Origin of the sequence: Jiangella endophytica (assembly GCF_003427025.1) — a bacterium.
Taxonomy (GTDB): Bacteria; Actinomycetota; Actinomycetes; order Jiangellales; family Jiangellaceae; genus Jiangella; species Jiangella endophytica.
In genome coordinates, this window is record NZ_QVAI01000001.1 from 183,345 (window position 1) to 202,225 (window position 18,881).

Sequence of the window (18,881 nt, forward strand, 5' to 3'; positions counted from 1 at the left end):
TCATATCTTCGCGCAAGGATAAATCCGGACTTTGTCCTCATCGAGGCCGGAAAAGGGTAAGTGGAGAAGGAGCAAGTATGACTCTGGAAGCGACTGACCGGCGGCGTGTGCGTCGTGGTGCGGTCAAGGTGGCAGCGGGTGTGGCCGGCGCTGCGCTGGCCTGCTCGGCCGCCGGACTGCAGGCACAGGCCGCCGAGTCCGGCCAGGCCGGGCCGGACCAGCGCTCCGGCGAGTTCAGGATCGTGGCGGACGGCTACTACGCCACCGCTCAGGTGCGGACCGGCGCGCAGGTGCCGCTTCCGGTCCCGGTGCCGGAGCTCGACGCGCACGTGACCGTCGGGCAGATCGAGTCCGAGGCGAACTCGGCCGGCGTCGAGGGTGAGGACGAGGGCGTCTTCTCCCGGGCGTTCGGCACCATCGCCAGCATCGGCGGCGCGGGCGCCGAGTTCGACGTCCCGTACCTGGTCGAGCAGGTCGCGCTGCCGGAGGAGGCGGACACCGCCACCTACGGCCTGCACGGCCTCGAGGTGCCGATCCTCGGCAACCTCGACGCGATCTCCGGTGAGGTCAAGGCCAACTGGAACGACGACCTCGTCACCGAGGGCAGTGAGGGCGGCGTGCTGACGTCGCTGTACTCCGGCGTCGGCGAGGTCGACCTGATCGATGTCGCGGACCTGGGCGCGGTCGCGGACCTGCTGCCGATCGAGCTGCCGGTCGGCAGCCCGGTCGTCACGGTCGGTGCGGGCCAGCTGCTGCAGGAGACCGGCACCTTCCCGAAGGAAGACGGCTCGCTCGGTGCGTACGCCGAGGTCAGCGGCCGGTTCGCGGACCTGAGCGTCCTGGGTGGTGCGGCCAACGGCGGCATCTCGCTGGGCTTCGCGGGTGCTGACGACGGCGAGACCCCGAACGCGTGGGGCCGCCTCGAGGCGACCGGTGAGCCGGGCGGTGCGGGCTTCGACTACGAGCTGCCGGCCCTCGAGCTGCACGTCGGCGACAACGACGTCATCCACGTCGAGCCGGGCTTCGACGAGACGTTCGACCTGGGCGGCCTGTCGGTGAACCTGAACTTCGCCGACTACCGCGACTCCGACACCGTCCTCGCTGAGGACGGCACGGTCGCGTCCGCCTCGGGTGGCGGCCTGTCGGTGCGCGTCGCGGTGAACGTGCCGATCCCGGTTCTCGGCGACGTCGAGGTGGCCAGCGCCGAGGTCGGGCTGCTGAGCTTCCCCGAGCTGAGCGTCGAGGTGCCGCAGGGCGGCATCACCGGAGCCGCCGCCGCGGAGGCCGCGCGCTCGCTGTGAGACCCGCCACGGCGGCTCCACCCGCTGCCGTGACTGGAGAATGAGAATGACCTCGTGGGTCCGGTCCCTTCGCGAGAGGGAACCGGGCCCACGAGTCCGTCTCCGGCACAATGCCGGGGTGACGACGCTGCTGCTGGTCCACGGCGGGCTCTGGGAACCGGGCATGGACGCCGGCGCCTTCTGGCGGCGGCCCGGCGTCGTCGCGGCGCTGGAGGAGCGCGGGTTCGACGTGCTCGCGCCGGACCGGTCGGTCCGGGCGCCGTCGTGGCCGATCGAGGCGGAGCACCTGGCGGGGACTCTGCCCGCTCAGCCGGTGACCGTCGTCGCCGGGTCGAACGGCTGCTCGGCGGCGATGCGGCTGGCACTCGCCCGGCCCGATGCGGTGGCCCGCCTGCTGCTGGCCTGGCCGGCGACGGCTGGCGACGCCCGCATCGATGCTCGGACGGCGGCCGCGCTGGCCGCGGCGGGCGCGACGCCCGAGACCGTGACGGCGCTGCTGGCCGGCGAGACGCTGCGCGGCGTGACCGAGCCTGAACTTGCCGGGCTGACGCCGCAGCTCGGGCTGGTGCCGGCGGACCCTCCGGACCCGTTTCATCAACGCCGGACGGTGGACGCGCTGGCCACGCTGGTGCCGGGCGCGACCGTCCTGCCCGGCTGCACGGAGTCGCCGCGTCCGGACTTCGGCCCGGACCTGGACCGGTTCGCGGACGCGGTCGCGGCCTTCGCCGGCTGACGGGCCGGCTCGGCGGGATGCGCGCTGGCTCGGCCCGGGTGTGGTCCCCGCCCGGCTGGGAGGGAGTCCCACCCTACGGGCGGGCGCCGACAGTCACCGTCCGCCCTGGAACGAGGGCCGGCGTCAGACGTAGCGTTCGAGGATGCTGGACTCGGCCAGCCGGGACAGTCCTTCGCGGACGCTGCGGGCGCGGGACTCGCCGACCCCCTCGACGGCCTGGAGGTCGTCGACGCTGGCGGCGAGGAGCTTCTGCAGGCCGCCGAAGTGCTCGACCAGGCGGTCGATGACGCTGTCGGGCAGCCGAGGCACCCGGGCCAGCAGCCGGAACCCGCGCGGGCTCACCGCGGCGTCGAGCTGCTCGCCGCCGCCGGGGAAGCCGAGCGCCCGGGCCACCGCACCGAGATCGAGCAGCTCGGTGCCGGACAGCGTGTCGAGTGCGCTGATGGCCTCGCCGAGGCTGCGCTTGCGGCGTCCGGACGGCGCCGGCAGGTAGTCGCGTATCACCAGCTCGCGATCGGAGTCGACGCCGGCGACCAGCTCGTCGAGCTGAAGGCTGAGCAGCCGGCCGTCGGTGCCGAGCTCGACGACGTAGCCGTCGATCTCGACCGAGATGCGCCGCACCATCTCCAGCCGCTGTGCCACCGAGACGACGTCGCGGACGGTGACGAGATCCTCGATCTCGAGCGCCGACAGCGTGCCGGACACCTCGTCGAGGCGCAGCTTGTAACGCTCGAGCGTGGCCAGCGCCTGGTTGGCACGCGACAGGATCTGCCCGGCGTCCTCGAGCACGTAGCGGATGTCGTCGACGTAGATGGCGACGATGCGCATGGACTGGCTGACGGAGATGACCGGGAAGCCGGTCTGCTTGGCCACCCGCTCCGCCGTGCGGTGCCGTGTGCCGGACTCCGTCGTCGGGATGGACGGGTCGGGCACCAGCTGGGTCGCGCACTTGAGGATCTTGGTGCAGTCGCGGTCGACGACGATGGCGCCGTCCATCTTGGCCAGCTCGCGCAGCCGGGTGGCGCTGAACTCGACGTCGAGGCTGAAGCCACCGGTGGACATGGCCTCGATGGTCTTGTCGTATCCGAGGACGACCAAGGCGCCGGTGCGGCCGCGCAGGATGCGCTCGAGGCCCTCGCGCAGCGCCGTGCCTGGCGCCACCGCTGCCAGAGCCAGGCGCAGTTTCGCGTCGGCGCCGGCTCGATCGATGCCTTGCACGTGACCCCTGTCGTGACCCGGACGGCTTCTCGTGATGAACAGTGTACGGTCGCGCGTCGCTGCCCCGGAGAGGGACGGCGGACGACGCCGGATAGAACAGTCTAGGGCGTGATGTGCTGGTGCGCGGCGACGATCACGTCAATACCACGCAACGATTCAGGTCTGCTGGGGCGATTCCGCAGCCAACCCGGCATTGCGGCCGGACGCGGCCAGCGCCTGCCCGACATCGGCGACCTCGACGACGCGGATGCCGCCGGGCACCGGGCCGGGATCGGCCGGCACCAACGCCGTGGTGAACCCCATGCGTTCGGCCTCGGCCAGCCGCCGGTTGAGCCCGGAGACCCGGCGGATCTCGCCGGCCAGCCCGACCTCGCCGAGCGCGGTGAGCCCGGCCGGCAGCGGCGTGCCGGACGCCGCGCTGGCGACGGCCAGCAGCAGCGCGAGGTCGGTGGACGGCTCGGACAACTTGGCGCCGCCGACGGTGGAGGTGTAGACGTCGCTGTTGCTGAGCCGGACCTGCCCGCGGCGCTCGAGCACGGCCAGCACCATGGCGACCCGCGAGGAGTCGAGACCGCTGTTCGCCCGCCGCGGCGTGGCCAGCGCGGACGTGGCGACCAGCGCCTGCACCTCGCCGAGCAGCGGGCGCCGGCCCTCGAGTGTCACCGTGATGCAGGTGCCCGGGACCGGCGTGGCGTGGCGGGACAGGAACAACCCGGTGGGGTCGGCCAGCGAGCTGATGCCGGTGTCGGTGAGGTCGAAGCAGCCCACCTCGTCGGCCGGGCCGAACCGGTTCTTCACCGTGCGCACCATCCGCAGCCGGGAGTGGCGGTCGCCCTCGAAATGCAGCACGACGTCGACCAGGTGCTCGAGGACGCGCGGGCCGGCGATGCTGCCGTCCTTGGTGACGTGGCCGACGAGGAGGGTGGCGATGCCGCGGTCCTTGGCCACCCGGATGAGCGACGCGGCCACCTCGCGGACCTGCGTGACGCCGCCGGCCGCGCCGTCGACGGCTGGGCTGGACACCGTTTGCACGGAGTCGAGGACCAGCAGCGACGGCCGCACCTCGTCGATGTGCCCGAGGACGGCGGACAGGTCGGTCTCGGCGGCGAGGTAGAGGTGATCGGCGACGGCGCCGGTGCGCTCGGCCCGCAGGCGGACCTGGGCCGTGGACTCTTCACCGGTGACGTAAAGCGCCCGGCCGGCCTCGTGCGCCCACCGCGCCGTGACGTCGAGCAGCAGCGTGGACTTGCCGACGCCGGGCTCGCCGGCCAGCAGGATGACGGCGCCTTGGACGAGGCCGCCGCCCAGCGCGCGGTCGAACTCGTCGACGCCGGTGGGCCGGGACCGCGCCGCCTCGAGGGTGACCGAGCCGATGGGCCGGGCCGCCTCGGTGACCGGGCCGGCGGCCGTGACACCGGCTTTCGCCGCGCCGGCCTGCTCGACCGTGCCCCACGCCTGGCACTCGCCGCACCGGCCGACCCACTTGGCCGTGGTCCAGCCACACTCGGAGCACCGGAAGGCCGGAGCCGTCGTCTTCGCCTTCGCCATGTCCAGAACGGTAGACGGCCGCACCGACAGCGGCGTCAGAACCGGTGCCAGAACAGGTTGACCGCGTAGTCGACGGAACTGCCGGCGTGCTCGGCGAGGATCGCGTCGGCGTTCTCGGGATCGAACTCGATGCGGACGACGGCCTCGAAGGCGGCGCGGTCGGGCAGCTCCCAACGCATCGTCAGCGGCTCGCGGTGCCATCCCTGCCGGGCCCAGAAGCGCTCCACCGCCTGGGCGTCGTACCGCGGCAGCGCGGTGCGGAACCAGCGGCCGAACGTCGACCGGGTGGCGTCGTTGTCGATGACGAACGCGGTGCCCCCGTGCCGCACGACGCGGGCCAGCTCGGCCAGCCCCGGCTCGCAGCCCGGCCCGAAGAAGTAGGCCCAGCGGGCATGCACGACGTCGACCGACGCCGGCGGGAGCGGCAGCTGCTGCGCCTTGCCCCGCTGGACGGTGATGCGCGAGCGGACCGGGGCCGGCAACGCCGCGACCCGCTGCCGTGCGCGGCGGACCAGTGGCGGGTGCGGTTCCACGCCGACGACGCGGCGGGCCGACGCGGCGAACCGCGGCAGGTGGAACCCGGCGCCGCAGCCGACGTCGAGTACGTCGAGCCCGGCCCAGTCGTGCAGCCGCAGCATGGCGGCCTCGATGACACCGCCGGGATCGACGCCGTGGTTCTCGATCTCGTAGACGTCGGGATGGTGCCAGATGTTCGGACTCGGGATCACGTCGCGGTGCACAGACCAATCATTGCAGACGCTATTGCCGAATTCGGACAGAAAGGGTTTACGGAATCGGTGTCACCGGTATGTCACCTAGAAGATTGACCTTTTGTAGAGTACCTTGACACCTCTGGTCAGGGGGTTGAATGTACTCCCTGGCGGGCACCCAGAAAACAGGTTGCCTGGTAAACACCTTTCGAATGATTTGAGGAGAATTGTGTTGAAGACAGTGCTGCGTGGCGCCGTTGTGGCCGGCGCTGCGCTCGCCGCCTGTTTCGCTCTGAGCGTTCCGGCGGCCACGGCCGAGGAGGGTAAGGGGGTTGAGCTCCCCAATGAGATCACCAGCGTCGAAGAGGCCGACGGCCTGCTCGACACCCTCGGTCTCGGTGACATCGAGGTCGGCAACAGCCTGTGCGCACTGCCCTGGCTGTGGCAGGGCCCGTTCAACATCTTCGTCGGTGGCCAGGAGGCCTTCTACGAGGCCTGCAACGGCAACACCGGCATCGCCATCGGCGATGGCATCAATGTCCTGAACAACGGTGCCGACTCGTACGGCGACGGCATCAACGTCCTCAACAACGCCTGCGCGGCGCCCTGGCTCTGGCAGGGTCCGGCCAACGGTGGCGTCGAGGACCAGTCCGCCTACTACGTGGTCTGCAACACCGAGGAGACCACCTACGGCGACGGCATCAACGTGCTCAACGGCGCCTGCGCCCTCCCGTGGCTCTGGCAGGGCCCGGCGAACGTGTTCGTCGAGGGCCAGGAGGCCACGTACGTCGCCTGCAACAGTGACGGCACCACTTACGGTGACGGCCTCAACGTGGGCAACAACGTCTGCGCGCTGCCGTGGCTGTGGCAGGGCCCGGTCAACGGGTTCAACGACGGCCAGTCCGCGCACTACGCCGCCTGCAACAACGACGGCACGCTGACCGGCGACGGCGTCGCTCTGCTGAACAACGCCTGCGCCGCGCCGTGGCTGTGGCAGGGTCCGATCAACACGATGCTGGGCGAGCAGTCGGCCCACTACACCGCCTGCAGCGGTGCGGACGCTCCGTCGACGGACCTGCTCAGCAGCCTCCTCGCCAGCGATGGCGGCGGCAGCCTCGACATCCTCAACGACGCGTGCGCCGCGCCGTGGCTGTGGCAGGGCCCGCTGAACGCCCTGATCGGCAGCCAGGAGGCCTACTACCAGGCCTGCGACCAGCGCGCCGAGGCGGAGACCGAGGTCGACGGCACTGAGGTCGACGGCACTGAGGTCGACGGGACCGAGGTCGACGGGACCGAGGTCGACGGGACCGAGGTCGACGGGACCGAGGTCGACGGCACTGAGGTCGACGGCACTGAGGTCGACGGCACTGAGGTCGACGGCACTGAGGTCGACGGCACTGAGGTCGACGGCACTGAGGTCGACGGCACCGAGGTCGACGGCACCGAGGTCGACGGCACTGAGGTCGACGGCACCGAGGTCGACGGCACCGAGGTCGACGGCACCGAGGTCGACGGCACCGAGACCGACGGCACCGAGACCGACGGCGCGGCCGACGGTTCGGGCGACGGCGAGATGCTGCCGGACACCGGCACGTCGAGCCAGCTGCTGTTCGTCGGCGCCGGCCTGCTGCTCGCCGGTGCGGCCGCCGCGTTCGCGGTGAACCGCCGCCAGGTCCAGCAGTAACCAGCAACTCCCCTGCAGAGGCCGCCGGCCCGGACGACGACGTCCGGCCCGGCGGCCTCTCGCTGTTTCCGGGTCCGCCGCGGGCGTGCGCGACCGTCGCCTCGCCACGGCCGAGGCCCGGGCGACGAACCCGAGCCGCGCCGGAGGTCAGTCGGCGGAGTGCGCCGCGGTCGCCGGGTGCACCAGCAGCGGCAGCTGGGCGGCGAGGAACGCCTCGCAGTGCTCGGCCAGCTGCTCGTACGCCTTGTCGCCGAGGAGGGCCCGCAGCTCCGGCTCGTTCGACCGATACACCGGCTCCTGCCCGACGTGCGCCTCCGTGGCCGTCGTGCAGTACCAGTTCATGTCGTGGCCACCGGCGCCCCAGCCGGCGCGGTCGTACTCGCCGATGGTGATCTCGAGGTACGTCGTGCCGTCCGGCCGCTCGGCCTCGCGGTAGGCCCGCCGGATCGGCAGCTGCCAGCAGACATCGGGCTTGGTCTCGAGCGGGTGCTGGTCGTTGGCCAGTGCGTACGCGTGCAGCGCGCAGCCCGCGCCGCCGGCGAACCCGGGCCGGTTCAGGAACACGCACGCGCCGTCGACGACGCGCGTCTTGCGCTCGCCCTCGTCGTCGGTCTCGACGATGCCGCCCCGCAGGCCCTCGTCGCGCAGCTGCCAGACCTCCGGGCCGAGTGCGTTCGCGTAGCCGCGCACCCGCTTCTCGTCGTCCTCATCGGAGAAGTGGGCGCCGTGCGTGCAGCAGCCGTCGTCGGGGCGGTCGGCATAGATGCCCGGACAGCCCTGCCCGAAGATGCACGTCCAGCGGGAGGTGAGCCAGGTCAGGTCGCAGCGCAACACCTGTCCGTCGTCGGACGGATCGGTGAATTCCACCCAGGCTCGCGCTCCGTGTGTCCGCAACTCCACCCCACGAGTATCGTCGCTTTCGTGCGCATGGGTGTGCTCGACGTCGGTTCCAACACCGTTCATCTGCTGTTGGTCGACGCGCACCGTGGTGCGCGTCCGCTGCCGGCGTACAAGCAGAAGACCGATCTGAGGCTGGTCGAACTGCTCGACGACTCCGGATCCATCAGCAAGGAAGGCGCCCAGCGGCTGGTGCGGAGCTGCCGCGAGGCGGTCGTGGCGGCCGAGGACAAGGGCGCCACGTCCATGCTGGCGTTCGCCACGTCGGCGCTGCGCGAGGCCGTCAACGGCACCGCCGTCCTCGACCGCGTGCGCGAGGAAGCCGGCGTCGACCTGCAGATCCTCTCCGGCGAGGACGAGGCCCGGCTGACCTTCCTGGCGGTGCGACGCTGGTACGGCTGGTCGGCGGGCCACCTGCTCAGCCTCGACATAGGAGGCGGCTCGCTGGAGCTGGCCGCCGGCGGCGACGAGGACCCCGACGTGGCGGTGTCGCTGCCGCTCGGCGCGGCGCGGCTGACCCGGGCGTGGTTCACGGCCGACCCCCCGTCGAAGGACGAGGTACGGGCGCTGCGGCGGCACGTGCGGGCCGAGATCGCGTCGATCATCGGCAGCGTCAACCGGTACGGCACGCCCGACCGTGCGGTCGCGTCCAGCAAGACCTTCCGGTCGCTGGCCCGGGTCGCAGGCGCCGCGCCGTCGGGTGAGGGCCCCTACGTCCGGCGCACGCTCAGCCGCTCCGACGTGCAGGATCTGGTGAAGAAACTGGCGTCCATGACGGCCGCCGAACGGGCCAAGCTGCCCGGCGTCTCGTCCGGCCGGGCGGGTCAGCTGCTGGCCGGCGCCATCGTCGCCGACGCCGCCATCGACCTGTTCGAGGTCGACGAGATCGACGTCTGCCCGTGGGCGTTGCGCGAGGGCGTCATCCTGCGCCGGCTGGACCAGATCGAGGGAAGTGGGTTCGGCGAAACGGACGAATCGGGTTAGAGTCGTCTGGCCGTTACCGCCTCGTGATCTTTTCGGAGGACCGCCGCTCGTGTCCCATGCTCGCCACAAGCGGCGCCGTCCTGGTCGTCTTCGCCATCTCGTCCTGCCCGTCGCGGGTGCGGGTGCGGCCGCCGGAGCCGCCGTCGGCGCGACGATGTTCTCCTCCGCCCCTGCCCCGACGGCCGCCGTCGCGTCCGTCTCGCCGGTCCCGTCCGACGTCGAGGCGCTGCGTGAGGAGGCCGCGTCCGGCACGGCCCGCGGTGACAACGGCGCTCCTGCCCCGCTGGCCGGCAGCGGCACGCCGTCGCCCGCCCCGTCTCCTTCGGTGACCGCCGCGCCGACGCCCGCGCCGACGGCCACTGTCCCCGCTCCCGCGGCGACCCCCGCACCCACACCGACGCCGACCGGCTTCCCGCCGGTGGACGGCTGCGACGCCATCATCCCCGGCGACGACGTCGGCAACGGCGAACTCGGCGACGAGCACCTGTGTGGTATCGGCAGCGGCCAGCAGTTGCGTCCCGACGCCGCAGCCTCGTTCGTCGCGCTGGACGCGTTCTACCGGGCCGAGACCGGCGAGGGCCTGATCGCGTGCGTCACCGACTCGTACCGCAGCTACGAGGCCCAGGTCGACGTCGCCGACCGCAAGCCGGGCCTGGCCGCCGAGCCCGGCACGAGCGAGCACGGCTGGGGCCTGGCGGTCGACATCGGCTGCGGCGCCAACTCCTTCGACGGGCGGCTCTACGCCTGGCTCGACGACAACGCCGGCGACTTCGGCTGGGACAACCCCGAATGGGCCCGGCCCGGCGGCAGCACGCCCGAGCCCTGGCACTGGGAGTTCGCGCCGGAGTCCTGACCCTGGGCCGGCGCCGCCGACCGGCCCGGCCGCTTACCCTTGGGAGCGTGTCCGAACTGCGCCAGAGTGCCTCCGGGGTGCTGCGCGTCCCCGAAGCGCCCGTGGGACTGTCCACGGCGGCCACGTACCCGCAAGGGGCGGCGACGGCGTTCGAGATGGCCGCGTCGCTCGGCTACGACGGCGTCGAGGTGATGGTCTGGACCGACCCGGTCAGTCAGGACATCGATCAGATCGAGCAGCTCTCCGAGCGCTACGGCATGCCGGTGCTGTCCGTGCACGCGCCCTGCCTGCTGATCACGCAGCGGGTGTGGTCGCCCGATCCGACGGTCCGGCTGACGAAGTCGCTCGAGGCGGCCCGGCGGCTGGGCGCGTCGACCGTCGTGGTGCATCCGCCGTTCCGGTGGCAGCGCGAGTACGCCCGCGGGTTCGTCGAGCTGGTCGACCGGCTGGAGGACGAGTTCGGCATCGCCGTCGCGGTCGAGAACATGTACCCGTGGCGGGCCGCCGGCCGGGAGGTGGCCGCCTACGCGCCCGACTGGGATCCCACCGACGAGACGTACGAGCACATCACGCTGGACCTCTCGCACGCGGCCGTCGCCGGGCAGGACTCCCTGGTGCTGTCCGAGGCCATCGGCAACCGGCTGGCGCACGTGCACATGACCGACGGCACCGGGTCGGCGCGCGACGAGCACCTGATCCCCGGCCGTGGCAATCAGCCCTGCTCGGCGGTGCTGGAGCGGCTGGCTCGCATCGAGTGGTCCGGGTCGGTGATCCTCGAGGTGAGCACCCGGCGGGCGCGCAACACGGCCGAACGCGAGTCCGACCTCGCCGAGGCGCTGGCCTTCACCCGCCTGAACCTCGCCGCCTCCGTCGAGACGGCGTTCGCGGTGGGCGCCGACGGCACGGCCGAGTTGGTCGCCCGCGGCGGGGGAAACGAACTGCACTGACCCGCGCGACAGTGGGGCGGCTCGTCCATGATCATCAATGATCCAACCACCTATGGGGGTTGGATCATTGATGATCATGGAACGGAAGGGCCAGTGCAACGAGCGCACGAGACGACGAAAGGCGCCGAGGGCGAGGCCCTCGACGCGAGTCGCGATGCTGAACCGAGCAGCACGGGGGAGATTGCCGCAGGAGAATCTGGCAATCTCCGTCCCGTGCCCTCGGCTCAGAGTCAGCCCTGCGGCAGCAGCTGCGTGCCCTCGGGGAGCAGCTCGAGCAGCTCGGTCTCGGTGAGGTCCTCGGGAGCGACACCCTCGGGCAGCAGGCTCTCCAGCTGCGCCTGGACGTCGGCCGGGATCTCCTCGGAGCCGTTGCACGCCGCGTAGTCGCCGGCCTGGCTGCCCAGCAGCACGTTGAACGGGCCCTGCCAGAACCAAGGCAGGATGCAGGCGTTGTCGCCGATGCTGCTGCCCTCGGTGTCCTCGGCCGCGCCGTTACAGGCCGAGTACGAGCCGTACTGGTCCTCGACCCCGAGGTTGACGGGGCCCTGCCAGAACCAGGGCAGGATGCAGGCGTTGTTCAGGATGTCGATCTCGGGCAGAGCGTCGACACCCGGAACCTCGGGAACCTCGGGGACCGCGGTGGCCGTGGCCCCGATGCCCATGGAGGCTGCGAACGCCACACCAGCGACGAGGGCGCCGCGCAGTACGTTCTTCACCAGAATACTCCTTGAATGATCACGCGTTGTCTTGCGGTCGGTTGGTGCTTTGATGCGCATCAGCACGAAAGCTTTGACTGGCGGGCGAGCTATGTCAAGCGTGTTGTCGGAGAGTCACCCGATTGGTGTGACTGTCCGTCACACACCCCTCCTGTACAGGTGTTTCATGGCGCTGACGGCCTATATCGTCCGAGTTATCGCCACTTCTCGTACATCGCCGCAAGAATGCGACAACTAGGCACATGTCAGATGTGTGGTGAGGTCGGCGGCGGGCGCCGCGCGCGGCTGGCGGATAGGATGCCGGAATTGTGGGAAAGGTGCTGAGGGGGCGGTCCGGCCGGCGTCGCGGCGCGCCGGACACCAAGGGCGAGATTCTGGCCGCCGCGCGCGACGTGTTCGGCGAGCGCGGCTACGACGGCGCCAGCGTGCGCGCCATCGCGGCCGCCGCGGGCGTCGACCCCGCGCTGGTCCACCACTACTTCGGGACCAAGGAGAAGCTCTTCCTGGCCGCGATGGAGATCCCGTTCGACCCCGCGATCATCGCCGACGCGATCGCCGCGGGATCCAGCGGCGCCGGCATCGGGGAGCGGGCCATCCGCACCTTTCTCGGCGTCTGGGGCCAGCCGTCCGGGCGGGCCCCGATGCTCGCGCTGCTCCGCTCGGCCATGCAGCACGAGACCGCGGCCCGGCTGCTGCGCCAGTTCGTCACCAGGGCCATCCTCGGCCGCGTGCTCGTCGCCTTCGAGGGCGTGCCCGACGGCGCGCTGCGCGCCGAGGCGATGGTGTCGCACCTCATCGGGCTCGCGATCATCCGCTACGTGGTGAAGCTGGAGCCCATCGCGTCGGTGTCGGACGAGGAGCTGATCCGGCTGGTCGCGCCGGTGCTCCAGCGGTATTACGACGACGCCGTCGAGCAGTCCTGAGGGCCGGTTCAGGTCCGCACCACCACCCGTCGAACGCTTGACGCGGGGTTGCTCGCGGCCGCATTATTCATCACATGATGAATTCCGCTGTACGGATCCGCGGGCTGCGGGTCGTCCGCGGTCCGCTCACCGTCCTCGACGACTTCGACCTCGACATCGGCCGCGGCAGCCTGACCGGTCTGCTCGGCCCGTCGGGTTCGGGGAAGTCGACGCTGATGCGCGCGATCGTGGGCGTCCAGAAGGTCGCCGGCGGGACCGTCGAGGTCCTGGGCCACGCGGCCGGGGACAAGCAGCTGCGCGACCGCGTCGCCTATGTCACCCAGGCGCCGAGCGTCTACGCCGACCTCACGGTCAGGCAGAACCTGCGCTACTACGCGCGTGTCCTCGGCGTGCCGATGACCGACGTCGACCGGGCGATCGAGCAGGTCGATCTCGGCACCCACGCCGACCACCTGGTCGGACGGCTGTCCGGCGGGCAGGAGTCGCGGGTGTCGCTGGCGACGGCGCTGCTCGGCGCGCCCGAGGTGCTGGTGCTGGACGAGCCGACGGTCGGCCTGGACCCGGTGCTGCGAGTGCAGCTGTGGGAGCTGTTCCACCGGCTCGCCGCCGACGGCGCCACGCTGCTGGTGTCCAGCCACGTGATGGACGAGGCCGAGCGCTGCGAGCGGCTCCTGCTGCTGCGCGGCGGACGGCTGCTGGCCGACGACACGCTGCCGGGTCTGCTGGCCCGCACCGGTGCGGCCGACGCCGAAGGGGCGTTCCTCCACCTGGTGGAGAAGGCGGAACAGGAGGTGGCGTCATGACCCCGCGGATCACCCTGGCGACGGCCGCCCGGGTCCTGACCCAGCTGCGGCACGACCCCCGCACGATCGCGCTGATGCTGGTGGTCCCCAGCCTGCTGCTGACGCTGCTCTGGTGGATCTACGACGGCGGCATCCTGTTCGATCGCATCGGCCCGGCGCTGCTGGCGATCTTCCCGTTCCTGGTGATGTTCCTGGTGACGTCGATCGCGACGCTGCGCGAGCGGACGTCGGGGACGCTGGAGCGGCTGCTGTCGATGCCGACCGGCAAGTTCGACTTCCTGGCCGGCTACGCGCTCGCGTTCGGCACGGTCGCGCTGGTGCAGGCGCTCATCACGGCGGGGGTGGCGATCGGCCTGCTCGACCTGAACACCGCCGGTCCGGCCTGGCTGCTGGTCGCCGTCGCGGTGTTCGACGCGCTGCTGGGCGTGGCGCTCGGGTTGTTCGTCAGCGCGTTCGCGTCGACGGAGTTCCAGGTCGTCCAGTTCATGCCGGCGCTGATCCTGCCGCAGTTCCTGCTCTGCGGCCTGCTGGTGCCGCGCGACCAACTCCCGGACGTACTGAGCGCGGTCTCCGACGTGCTGCCGCTGTCGTACGCCGTCGACGCGATGAGCGAGGTCCAGACCAGCGCCGACCCGCAGGTATGGGGTCAGATCGGCGTCGTGCTCGGGTTCTCGGTGGCGCTGCTGGCGCTCGGCGCGGCCACGCTGCGTCGCCGCACTGCCTGACCTCCGGTGCCGTACGCTGGCGGGGTCCGCCTACCCGTGAAGGAGAGGGCCCGCCTTGGCAGGAGGGAAGGGTGGCAGCCGACCGCAAGGTCTGGCGACAGCCCCGATGATGCTGCGTTCGGCGCTGCTGGGCGCGTCTCGCAGCGAGCGGCTCCGGCACACCGTCGAGCGTCTCCCGCTGACCCGCGGCGTCGTCGCGCGTTACGTCGCCGGTTCCGAGCAGAGCGACGCCGTCCGGGTGGCCGGCGAGCTGGCCGGCGAGGGGCTCGCCGTCACCGTCGACCACCTCGGCGAGCACACCCACGACCGTGCCCAGGCCACGACCATCGCGCAGACCTACGTCGCGCTGCTCGAGGCGCTGCGCAAGGCCGAGCTCACGCCCGACGTCGAGGTGTCGGTGACGCTGTCGGCGATCGGGCAGGCCCTGCCGGCCGACGGCGCGGCCATCGCGCTGGAGAACGCGCAGCAGATCTGCCAGGCCGCCGCCGACGCCGGCACCACGGTGACGCTGGACATGGAGGACCACACCACCACCGACGCCACGCTGGACGTCCTGCGCGACCTGCGGGCCGACTTCCCCAGTGCCGGCGCGGTGCTGCAGGCCCAGCTCAGGCGCACCGAATCCGACTGCCGCGACCTCGCTCACGAGGGCTCGCGGGTGCGGCTGTGCAAGGGCGCCTACGACGAGCCCGAGAGCGTCGCGTTCCGCGATCGCGGCGAGGTCGACCGCTCGTACGTGCGCTGCATGAAGGTGCTGTTCGCCGGCGACGGCTACCCGATGATCGCCACCCACGACGCCCGGCTGGTCGAGATCGCCGGTTCGCTGGCCGCCCGGCACCGCCGCGAGCAGGGCAGTTACGAGTACCAGATGCTCTTCGGCCTCCGCTCGCGCGAGCAGGTCCGGCTGGTCCGGGCCGGCGAGCGGGTGCGCGTCTACGTCCCCTACGGCCCGGAGTGGTACGCCTACCTGGTCCGCCGGCTGGCCGAACGGCCGGCCAACCTCGGTTTCCTCCTGCGATCGGTGGCGAGTTCGAAATGACCGTGGCGATCCTGGGCGCCGGCGTGATGGGCGAGGCGCTGCTCGCCGGCATCCTGCAGGGCCGGCCCGCCGCCGACGTGCTGGTCGGCGAGAAGCGCCCGGACCGCGCGGCCGAGCTGACCGAACGGTACGGCGTCGAGGTGGTCGGCAACGCCGAGGCCGTGAAGCGCGCCGACACCGTGCTGCTCGTGGTGAAGCCGCACGACGTCGGGGCGCTGCTCGACGAGGTCGCCGCGTCGGCCCGTCCCGGGCAGCTGTTCGTGTCGCTGGCGGCCGGCATCACCACGGCGTTCGCCGAGGCGCGACTGCCCGAGGGCGTCGCGGTCGTGCGGGTCATGCCCAACACTCCGGCGCTGGTCGGCGAGGGCATGGCCGCCATCTCGCCGGGTTCGCACAGCGGCGAGGAGCACCTGCGCGAGGCCGAGGACCTTTTGCGGTCCACCGGCCGGGTCGCGCGGGTCCCCGAGCAGCAGCAGGACGCCGTCACGGCCATCTCGGGCTCCGGTCCCGCGTACGTGTTCTACGTGGTCGAGTCCATGATCGAGGCCGGCGTCCACCTGGGCCTGACCCGCGCCACCGCTACCGAGCTGGTGGTCCAGACGCTGGCCGGCTCCGCCAAGCTGCTACGCGACACCGGTGAGCACCCGACGGTGCTGCGCGAGCGGGTCACGTCGCCCGGCGGCACGACGGCGGCGGCGCTTCGGCAGCTCGACGAGGGCAAGGTCCGCGCCGCTTTCCTCGCCGCCGCGGAGGCCGCCCGCGACCGCTCCCGCGCGTTGTCGTCCGGCGAGACGGTCTGACCACGTCCATGCATACCGTGCACGTCGCCTGGTCCGACGCCCTGACCGGCTACGACTTCGGCCCCGGGCACCCGTTGAACCCGGTCCGCGTCGACCTCACCATCCGGCTGGCCCGCGAGCTGGGCGTGCTGAACGGCGACGGCGTGCACGTCGAGGTGCCCGATCCGGCCGACGACGCCACGCTGCGCACGGTGCACACCGCCGACTACGTCGACGCCGTCAAGGCGGCCAGTGCCGACCCCGACACCGTCGACCTCGCGCACGGCCTCGGCACCACTGACGACCCGTGCTTCGCCGGCATGCACGACGCCAGCGCGCTGGTGGCCGGCGGGACGATCGCGGCGGCGCGCGCGGTCTGGGAGGGCCGTGCCCAGCACGGCGTCAACGTGGCCGGCGGGCTGCACCACGCGATGCCGGCCGCCGCGTCCGGGTTCTGCGTCTACAACGACCCCGCGCTGGCCATCACGGCGCTGCTCGACGCCGGGGCCGAGCGCGTCGCCTACGTCGACGTCGACGTCCATCACGGCGACGGCGTGCAGACCGTCTTCTACGACGACCCCCGGGTGCTGACGATCAGCCTGCACGAGTCGCCGCGGACGCTGTTCCCCGGCACCGGCTACCCGAGCGAGACCGGTGGCCCGGGCGCCGAGGGCAGCGCGGTCAACGTCGCGCTGCCGCCGGGCACCTCCGACGCCGGCTGGCTGCGCGCCTTCCATGCCGTCGTCCCGCCGCTGCTGCGTGCCTGGCAGCCCCAGGTGCTGTTCACCCAGCACGGCTGCGACAGCCACCTCGAGGACCCGCTGGCCCACCTGGCGCTGACGCTCGACGGGCAGCGCGAGTCCTACCGCCTCCTGCACGACCTCGCCCACGAGCTCTGCGACGGCCGCTGGATCGCGACGGGCGGCGGCGGCTACGCCCTCATCGACGTGGTGCCCCGCGCCTGGACCCACCTCCTGGCCATCGCCGCGGAGAGGCCCATCGAGCCCACGACACCGACTCCGGCCGGCTGGCGGGCACACGTCCAGGCCCGCTACCACCAGTCGGCACCCCAGCGCATGACCGACGGCGCCCGTCCCTCCCACGCCGACTGGTCCGCCGGTTACGACCCGGCGGACCCCCTCGACCGCGCCATCCAGGCGACCCGGCTGGCCGTCTTCCCGGCCCACGCCCTCGACCCCACCTACTGACGCCGGCATCACCATCCGGCGCCCCACGCCAGGAAGCAGAGCGCCCCAAAGGTCACGACTGAGGACCAAACACACCCCAAACCCGATTCACTTCTCGATCCCCCTTTCCCATCCGTCACATCCGCCACTACCATCAAGCAACACGTCGCCGAAGATGCGCGTCCAACCCATGGGCGCCACCGGCACGTCGTGGAGGAGCGATGACGACCAACGGGCCCGAAGCACCTCTCGGAGAGGTGCGATTCCTCACTGTCGCGGAGGTGGCGACGGCGATGAGGGTGTCGAAGATGACGGTGTATCGCCTCGTCCACGCGGGCACGTTGCCGGCGGTCCAGGTGGGCCGGTCGTTCCGCATCCCGGAGAGTGCCGTCCACGAGTACCTGCGCGATTCGTATGTCCGCGGCATGGAAGCCGGCTAGTTTCCTTCCCTTGCGGGAACCGGCTCCACCGAGCGGCCTCGCGGCCGGCAGCGGACGGGCGACTCCGATTGGACGACGCCCCCGGTCAGCCGGGTACGCTTGGCCGGTCGCGCGGCTGGCGCGCGTTCAATCGACCTGCGAGTGAGGGTGCCCTGTGGGCTCTGTGATCAAGAAGCGCCGCAAGCGGATGGCGAAGAAGAAGCACCGCAAGCTCCTGCGCAGGACGCGCGTGCAGCGTCGCCGCATGGGCAAGTAGTCACTCCGACGGCCGTGCGGGCGTGGTGTCTCGCGCGGCCGTGCTCCAGGGGAGAGCGGGACACGAGTGTCCAGGGTTGTCATGGTGGTGGGGGTCGCCCGGTATCTGGGCGCCCGGCTGGCTGAGCGCCTCTCGGCGGAGGCGAGCGTCGACCGTGTGGTCGGCGTCGATCTCGTCGAGCCCACACAGAGCATCGGCGGCGCCGAATTCGTGCGCGCCGACATCCGTACCTCCGACATCGGCCGGGCGATCGATCGGGTCGCGCCGGACACCGTCGTGCACATGAACATCCTGGCGACGCGCGCCGACGCCGGCGGCCGCACGCCGCAGAAAGAGATCAACGTCATCGGCACCATGCAGCTGCTGGCGGCGTGCCAGCGCTCGCGGTCGGTGCGCAAGGTCGTGGTGAAGTCGTCGACGACGGTGTACGGCTCGGGGCCGCAGTCGCCGGCGTTGTTCGCCGAGGACATGGTGGCGGGGGCACACTCGCGACGCGGGTACGAGAAGGACGCCGGCGAGGTCGAGGCCTACGTGCGCGGCTTCTCGCGGCGCCGCCCCGACGTGGGTGTCACGATCCTGCGCTTCGCGAACGTGCTGGGCCCGCAGATCCGTACGGGCCTGACCGACTACTTCATGCTGCCGGTGGTGCCGGTGGTCCTGGGCCGCGATCCGCGCTTCCAGCTGGTGCACGAGCTCGACTGCATCGAGGCGTTGCGGCTGGCGACGGTCGAGCACCGGCCGGGCATCTTCAACGTGGCCGGCGACGGTTTCCTGGTGCTGAGCCAGGCCCTGCGGCGGGCCGGACGGCCGGGGCTGCCGCTGCCGACGCTGAACACGCCGTTCGTCGGCGGCGTGCTGAAGCGGGCCGGCATCGTCGACATGGACTCCGCCCTGGTGCGGTTCCTCACCTACGGCCGCGGCGTCGAGACCACGCGCATGCGCACCCAGTTGAAGTTCGACCCGGTGTTCAGCACCGTCGCGACGTTCGACGCGTTCGCCGACGAGCGCACCCGAGGCGGGCTGCTGGACCGCGACCGCATCCGCACCGTCGAGCACGCCGTCCGCAACATCCTGACCGGGGAGGACACTCGTGGCCGATAGCCCGCTGCCCGGCCTGCTGGACCGCGTCGCGTCGGCG

General features: G+C 71.8%; 21 protein-coding genes. 15 read left to right on the forward strand and 6 right to left on the reverse strand.

All coding sequences use genetic code 11. From position 1 onward, the window contains the following. The first annotated feature begins 128 nt into the window (after positions 1 to 128). Together DZA62_RS35385 and DZA62_RS00835 are read left to right on the forward strand one after the other, a co-directional pair. On the forward strand, positions 129 to 1,301 hold the full coding sequence (locus DZA62_RS35385; protein ID WP_157987390.1) for a hypothetical protein: 1,173 nt from the start codon (positions 129 to 131) through the stop codon (positions 1,299 to 1,301). A gap of 118 nt (positions 1,302 to 1,419) precedes the next feature. Beyond that, positions 1,420 to 2,034, forward strand: coding sequence for an alpha/beta fold hydrolase (locus DZA62_RS00835; protein ID WP_198663288.1), 615 nt, complete (start codon positions 1,420 to 1,422; stop codon positions 2,032 to 2,034). 123 nt (positions 2,035 to 2,157) lie between these two features. On the opposite strand, the gene disA is transcribed toward DZA62_RS00835, so the two are convergent. From disA to DZA62_RS37445, 4 genes are all read right to left on the reverse strand, one after another. Next, positions 2,158 to 3,252: a DNA integrity scanning diadenylate cyclase DisA gene (gene disA / locus DZA62_RS00840; protein ID WP_198663289.1), complete on the reverse strand. Its 1,095-nt coding sequence runs from the start codon at positions 3,250 to 3,252 to the stop codon at positions 2,158 to 2,160. 156 nt (positions 3,253 to 3,408) lie between these two features. Next, positions 3,409 to 4,800: a DNA repair protein RadA gene (radA, locus tag DZA62_RS00845; protein WP_116946902.1), complete on the reverse strand. Its 1,392-nt coding sequence runs from the start codon at positions 4,798 to 4,800 to the stop codon at positions 3,409 to 3,411. 35 nt (positions 4,801 to 4,835) lie between these two features. Continuing rightward, positions 4,836 to 5,540 carry a class I SAM-dependent methyltransferase gene (locus tag DZA62_RS00850; RefSeq protein WP_198663290.1) on the reverse strand — a complete coding sequence of 235 codons (705 nt, stop codon included), beginning with the start codon at positions 5,538 to 5,540 and terminating at the stop codon, positions 4,836 to 4,838. A 46-nt stretch (positions 5,541 to 5,586) separates the two neighbouring features. Further along, positions 5,587 to 7,113, reverse strand: coding sequence for a pentapeptide repeat-containing protein (locus DZA62_RS37445; protein ID WP_408618042.1), 1,527 nt, complete (start codon positions 7,111 to 7,113; stop codon positions 5,587 to 5,589). Between DZA62_RS37445 and DZA62_RS37450 the strand changes: the two genes are divergently transcribed. Further along, the gene (locus DZA62_RS37450) at positions 7,084 to 7,194 is read left to right on the forward strand and encodes an LPXTG cell wall anchor domain-containing protein (protein ID WP_408618044.1); all 111 of its coding nucleotides are present in this window, start codon (positions 7,084 to 7,086) and stop codon (positions 7,192 to 7,194) included. The two genes, DZA62_RS37445 and DZA62_RS37450, sit on opposite strands and share 30 nt — an antisense overlap. A 147-nt stretch (positions 7,195 to 7,341) precedes the next feature. On the opposite strand, the gene DZA62_RS00860 is transcribed toward DZA62_RS37450, so the two are convergent. Then, on the reverse strand, positions 7,342 to 8,061 hold the full coding sequence (locus DZA62_RS00860) for a hypothetical protein (protein WP_116946904.1): 720 nt from the start codon (positions 8,059 to 8,061) through the stop codon (positions 7,342 to 7,344). A gap of 54 nt (positions 8,062 to 8,115) precedes the next feature. Here DZA62_RS00860 and DZA62_RS00865 point away from each other — a divergent pair, with 54 nt between their 5' ends. From DZA62_RS00865 to DZA62_RS00875, 3 genes are all read left to right on the forward strand, one after another. Continuing rightward, positions 8,116 to 9,075: a Ppx/GppA phosphatase family protein gene (locus DZA62_RS00865; protein ID WP_116946905.1), complete on the forward strand. Its 960-nt coding sequence runs from the start codon at positions 8,116 to 8,118 to the stop codon at positions 9,073 to 9,075. A 49-nt stretch (positions 9,076 to 9,124) separates the two neighbouring features. Continuing rightward, positions 9,125 to 9,928 carry a M15 family metallopeptidase gene (locus tag DZA62_RS00870; protein WP_198663292.1) on the forward strand — a complete coding sequence of 268 codons (804 nt, stop codon included), beginning with the start codon at positions 9,125 to 9,127 and terminating at the stop codon, positions 9,926 to 9,928. Positions 9,929 to 10,005: 77 nt separating this feature from the next. Next, positions 10,006 to 10,875 (forward strand): sugar phosphate isomerase/epimerase family protein, encoded by an 870-nt coding sequence (locus DZA62_RS00875; protein WP_116947506.1) that lies wholly within the window; start codon positions 10,006 to 10,008, stop codon positions 10,873 to 10,875. Positions 10,876 to 11,105: 230 nt separating this feature from the next. On the opposite strand, the gene DZA62_RS00880 is transcribed toward DZA62_RS00875, so the two are convergent. After that, the gene (locus DZA62_RS00880) at positions 11,106 to 11,591 is read right to left on the reverse strand and encodes a hypothetical protein (protein ID WP_116946907.1); all 486 of its coding nucleotides are present in this window, start codon (positions 11,589 to 11,591) and stop codon (positions 11,106 to 11,108) included. A 320-nt stretch (positions 11,592 to 11,911) separates the two neighbouring features. Between DZA62_RS00880 and DZA62_RS00885 the strand changes: the two genes are divergently transcribed. The 9 genes from DZA62_RS00885 (at position 11,912) to DZA62_RS36160 (ending at position 18,844) form a co-directional block, all read left to right on the forward strand. Next, on the forward strand, positions 11,912 to 12,514 hold the full coding sequence (locus DZA62_RS00885; RefSeq protein ID WP_116947507.1) for a TetR/AcrR family transcriptional regulator: 603 nt from the start codon (positions 11,912 to 11,914) through the stop codon (positions 12,512 to 12,514). A 74-nt stretch (positions 12,515 to 12,588) separates the two neighbouring features. Next, entirely contained in the window at positions 12,589 to 13,317 is a 729-nt protein-coding gene (locus tag DZA62_RS00890; RefSeq protein WP_116946908.1) for an ABC transporter ATP-binding protein, read from the forward strand. Continuing rightward, positions 13,314 to 14,042, forward strand: coding sequence for an ABC transporter permease (locus tag DZA62_RS00895; protein ID WP_116946909.1), 729 nt, complete (start codon positions 13,314 to 13,316; stop codon positions 14,040 to 14,042). Before DZA62_RS00890 ends, DZA62_RS00895 begins: the two co-directional genes overlap by 4 nt. A gap of 109 nt (positions 14,043 to 14,151) precedes the next feature. Further along, positions 14,152 to 15,081: a proline dehydrogenase family protein gene (locus DZA62_RS00900; protein ID WP_116947508.1), complete on the forward strand. Its 930-nt coding sequence runs from the start codon at positions 14,152 to 14,154 to the stop codon at positions 15,079 to 15,081. Beyond that, on the forward strand, positions 15,078 to 15,881 hold the full coding sequence (gene proC / locus DZA62_RS00905; RefSeq protein WP_116946910.1) for a pyrroline-5-carboxylate reductase: 804 nt from the start codon (positions 15,078 to 15,080) through the stop codon (positions 15,879 to 15,881). Before DZA62_RS00900 ends, proC begins: the two co-directional genes overlap by 4 nt. 8 nt (positions 15,882 to 15,889) lie before the next feature. Next, positions 15,890 to 17,068, forward strand: coding sequence for an acetoin utilization protein AcuC (locus tag DZA62_RS00910; RefSeq protein ID WP_116946911.1), 1,179 nt, complete (start codon positions 15,890 to 15,892; stop codon positions 17,066 to 17,068). 200 nt (positions 17,069 to 17,268) lie between these two features. Continuing rightward, positions 17,269 to 17,487 (forward strand): helix-turn-helix domain-containing protein, encoded by a 219-nt coding sequence (locus DZA62_RS37115; RefSeq protein ID WP_053206210.1) that lies wholly within the window; start codon positions 17,269 to 17,271, stop codon positions 17,485 to 17,487. 154 nt (positions 17,488 to 17,641) lie between these two features. Further along, the gene (locus DZA62_RS00920; RefSeq protein WP_074946526.1) at positions 17,642 to 17,743 is read left to right on the forward strand and encodes a 30S ribosomal protein bS22; all 102 of its coding nucleotides are present in this window, start codon (positions 17,642 to 17,644) and stop codon (positions 17,741 to 17,743) included. A gap of 66 nt (positions 17,744 to 17,809) precedes the next feature. Then, positions 17,810 to 18,844 carry an NAD-dependent epimerase/dehydratase family protein gene (locus DZA62_RS36160; RefSeq protein WP_198663294.1) on the forward strand — a complete coding sequence of 345 codons (1,035 nt, stop codon included), beginning with the start codon at positions 17,810 to 17,812 and terminating at the stop codon, positions 18,842 to 18,844. Positions 18,845 to 18,881: the final 37 nt, after the last annotated feature.

Bases quoted from the DNA above. Each gene is read 5' to 3' on its own strand.
- radA (WP_116946902.1), bottom strand. From the start codon at position 4,800: ATGGCGAAGGCGAAGACGACGGCTCCGGCCTTCCGGTGCTCCGAGTGT.
- DZA62_RS37450 (WP_408618044.1), top strand. From the start codon at position 7,084: ATGCTGCCGGACACCGGCACGTCGAGCCAGCTGCTGTTCGTCGGCGCC.
- DZA62_RS00890 (WP_116946908.1), top strand. From the start codon at position 12,589: ATGATGAATTCCGCTGTACGGATCCGCGGGCTGCGGGTCGTCCGCGGT.
- DZA62_RS00895 (WP_116946909.1), top strand. From the start codon at position 13,314: ATGACCCCGCGGATCACCCTGGCGACGGCCGCCCGGGTCCTGACCCAG.
- DZA62_RS00900 (WP_116947508.1), top strand. From the start codon at position 14,152: ATGCTGCGTTCGGCGCTGCTGGGCGCGTCTCGCAGCGAGCGGCTCCGG.
- proC (WP_116946910.1), top strand. From the start codon at position 15,078: ATGACCGTGGCGATCCTGGGCGCCGGCGTGATGGGCGAGGCGCTGCTC.
- DZA62_RS00910 (WP_116946911.1), top strand. From the start codon at position 15,890: ATGCATACCGTGCACGTCGCCTGGTCCGACGCCCTGACCGGCTACGAC.
- DZA62_RS37115 (WP_053206210.1), top strand. From the start codon at position 17,269: ATGACGACCAACGGGCCCGAAGCACCTCTCGGAGAGGTGCGATTCCTC.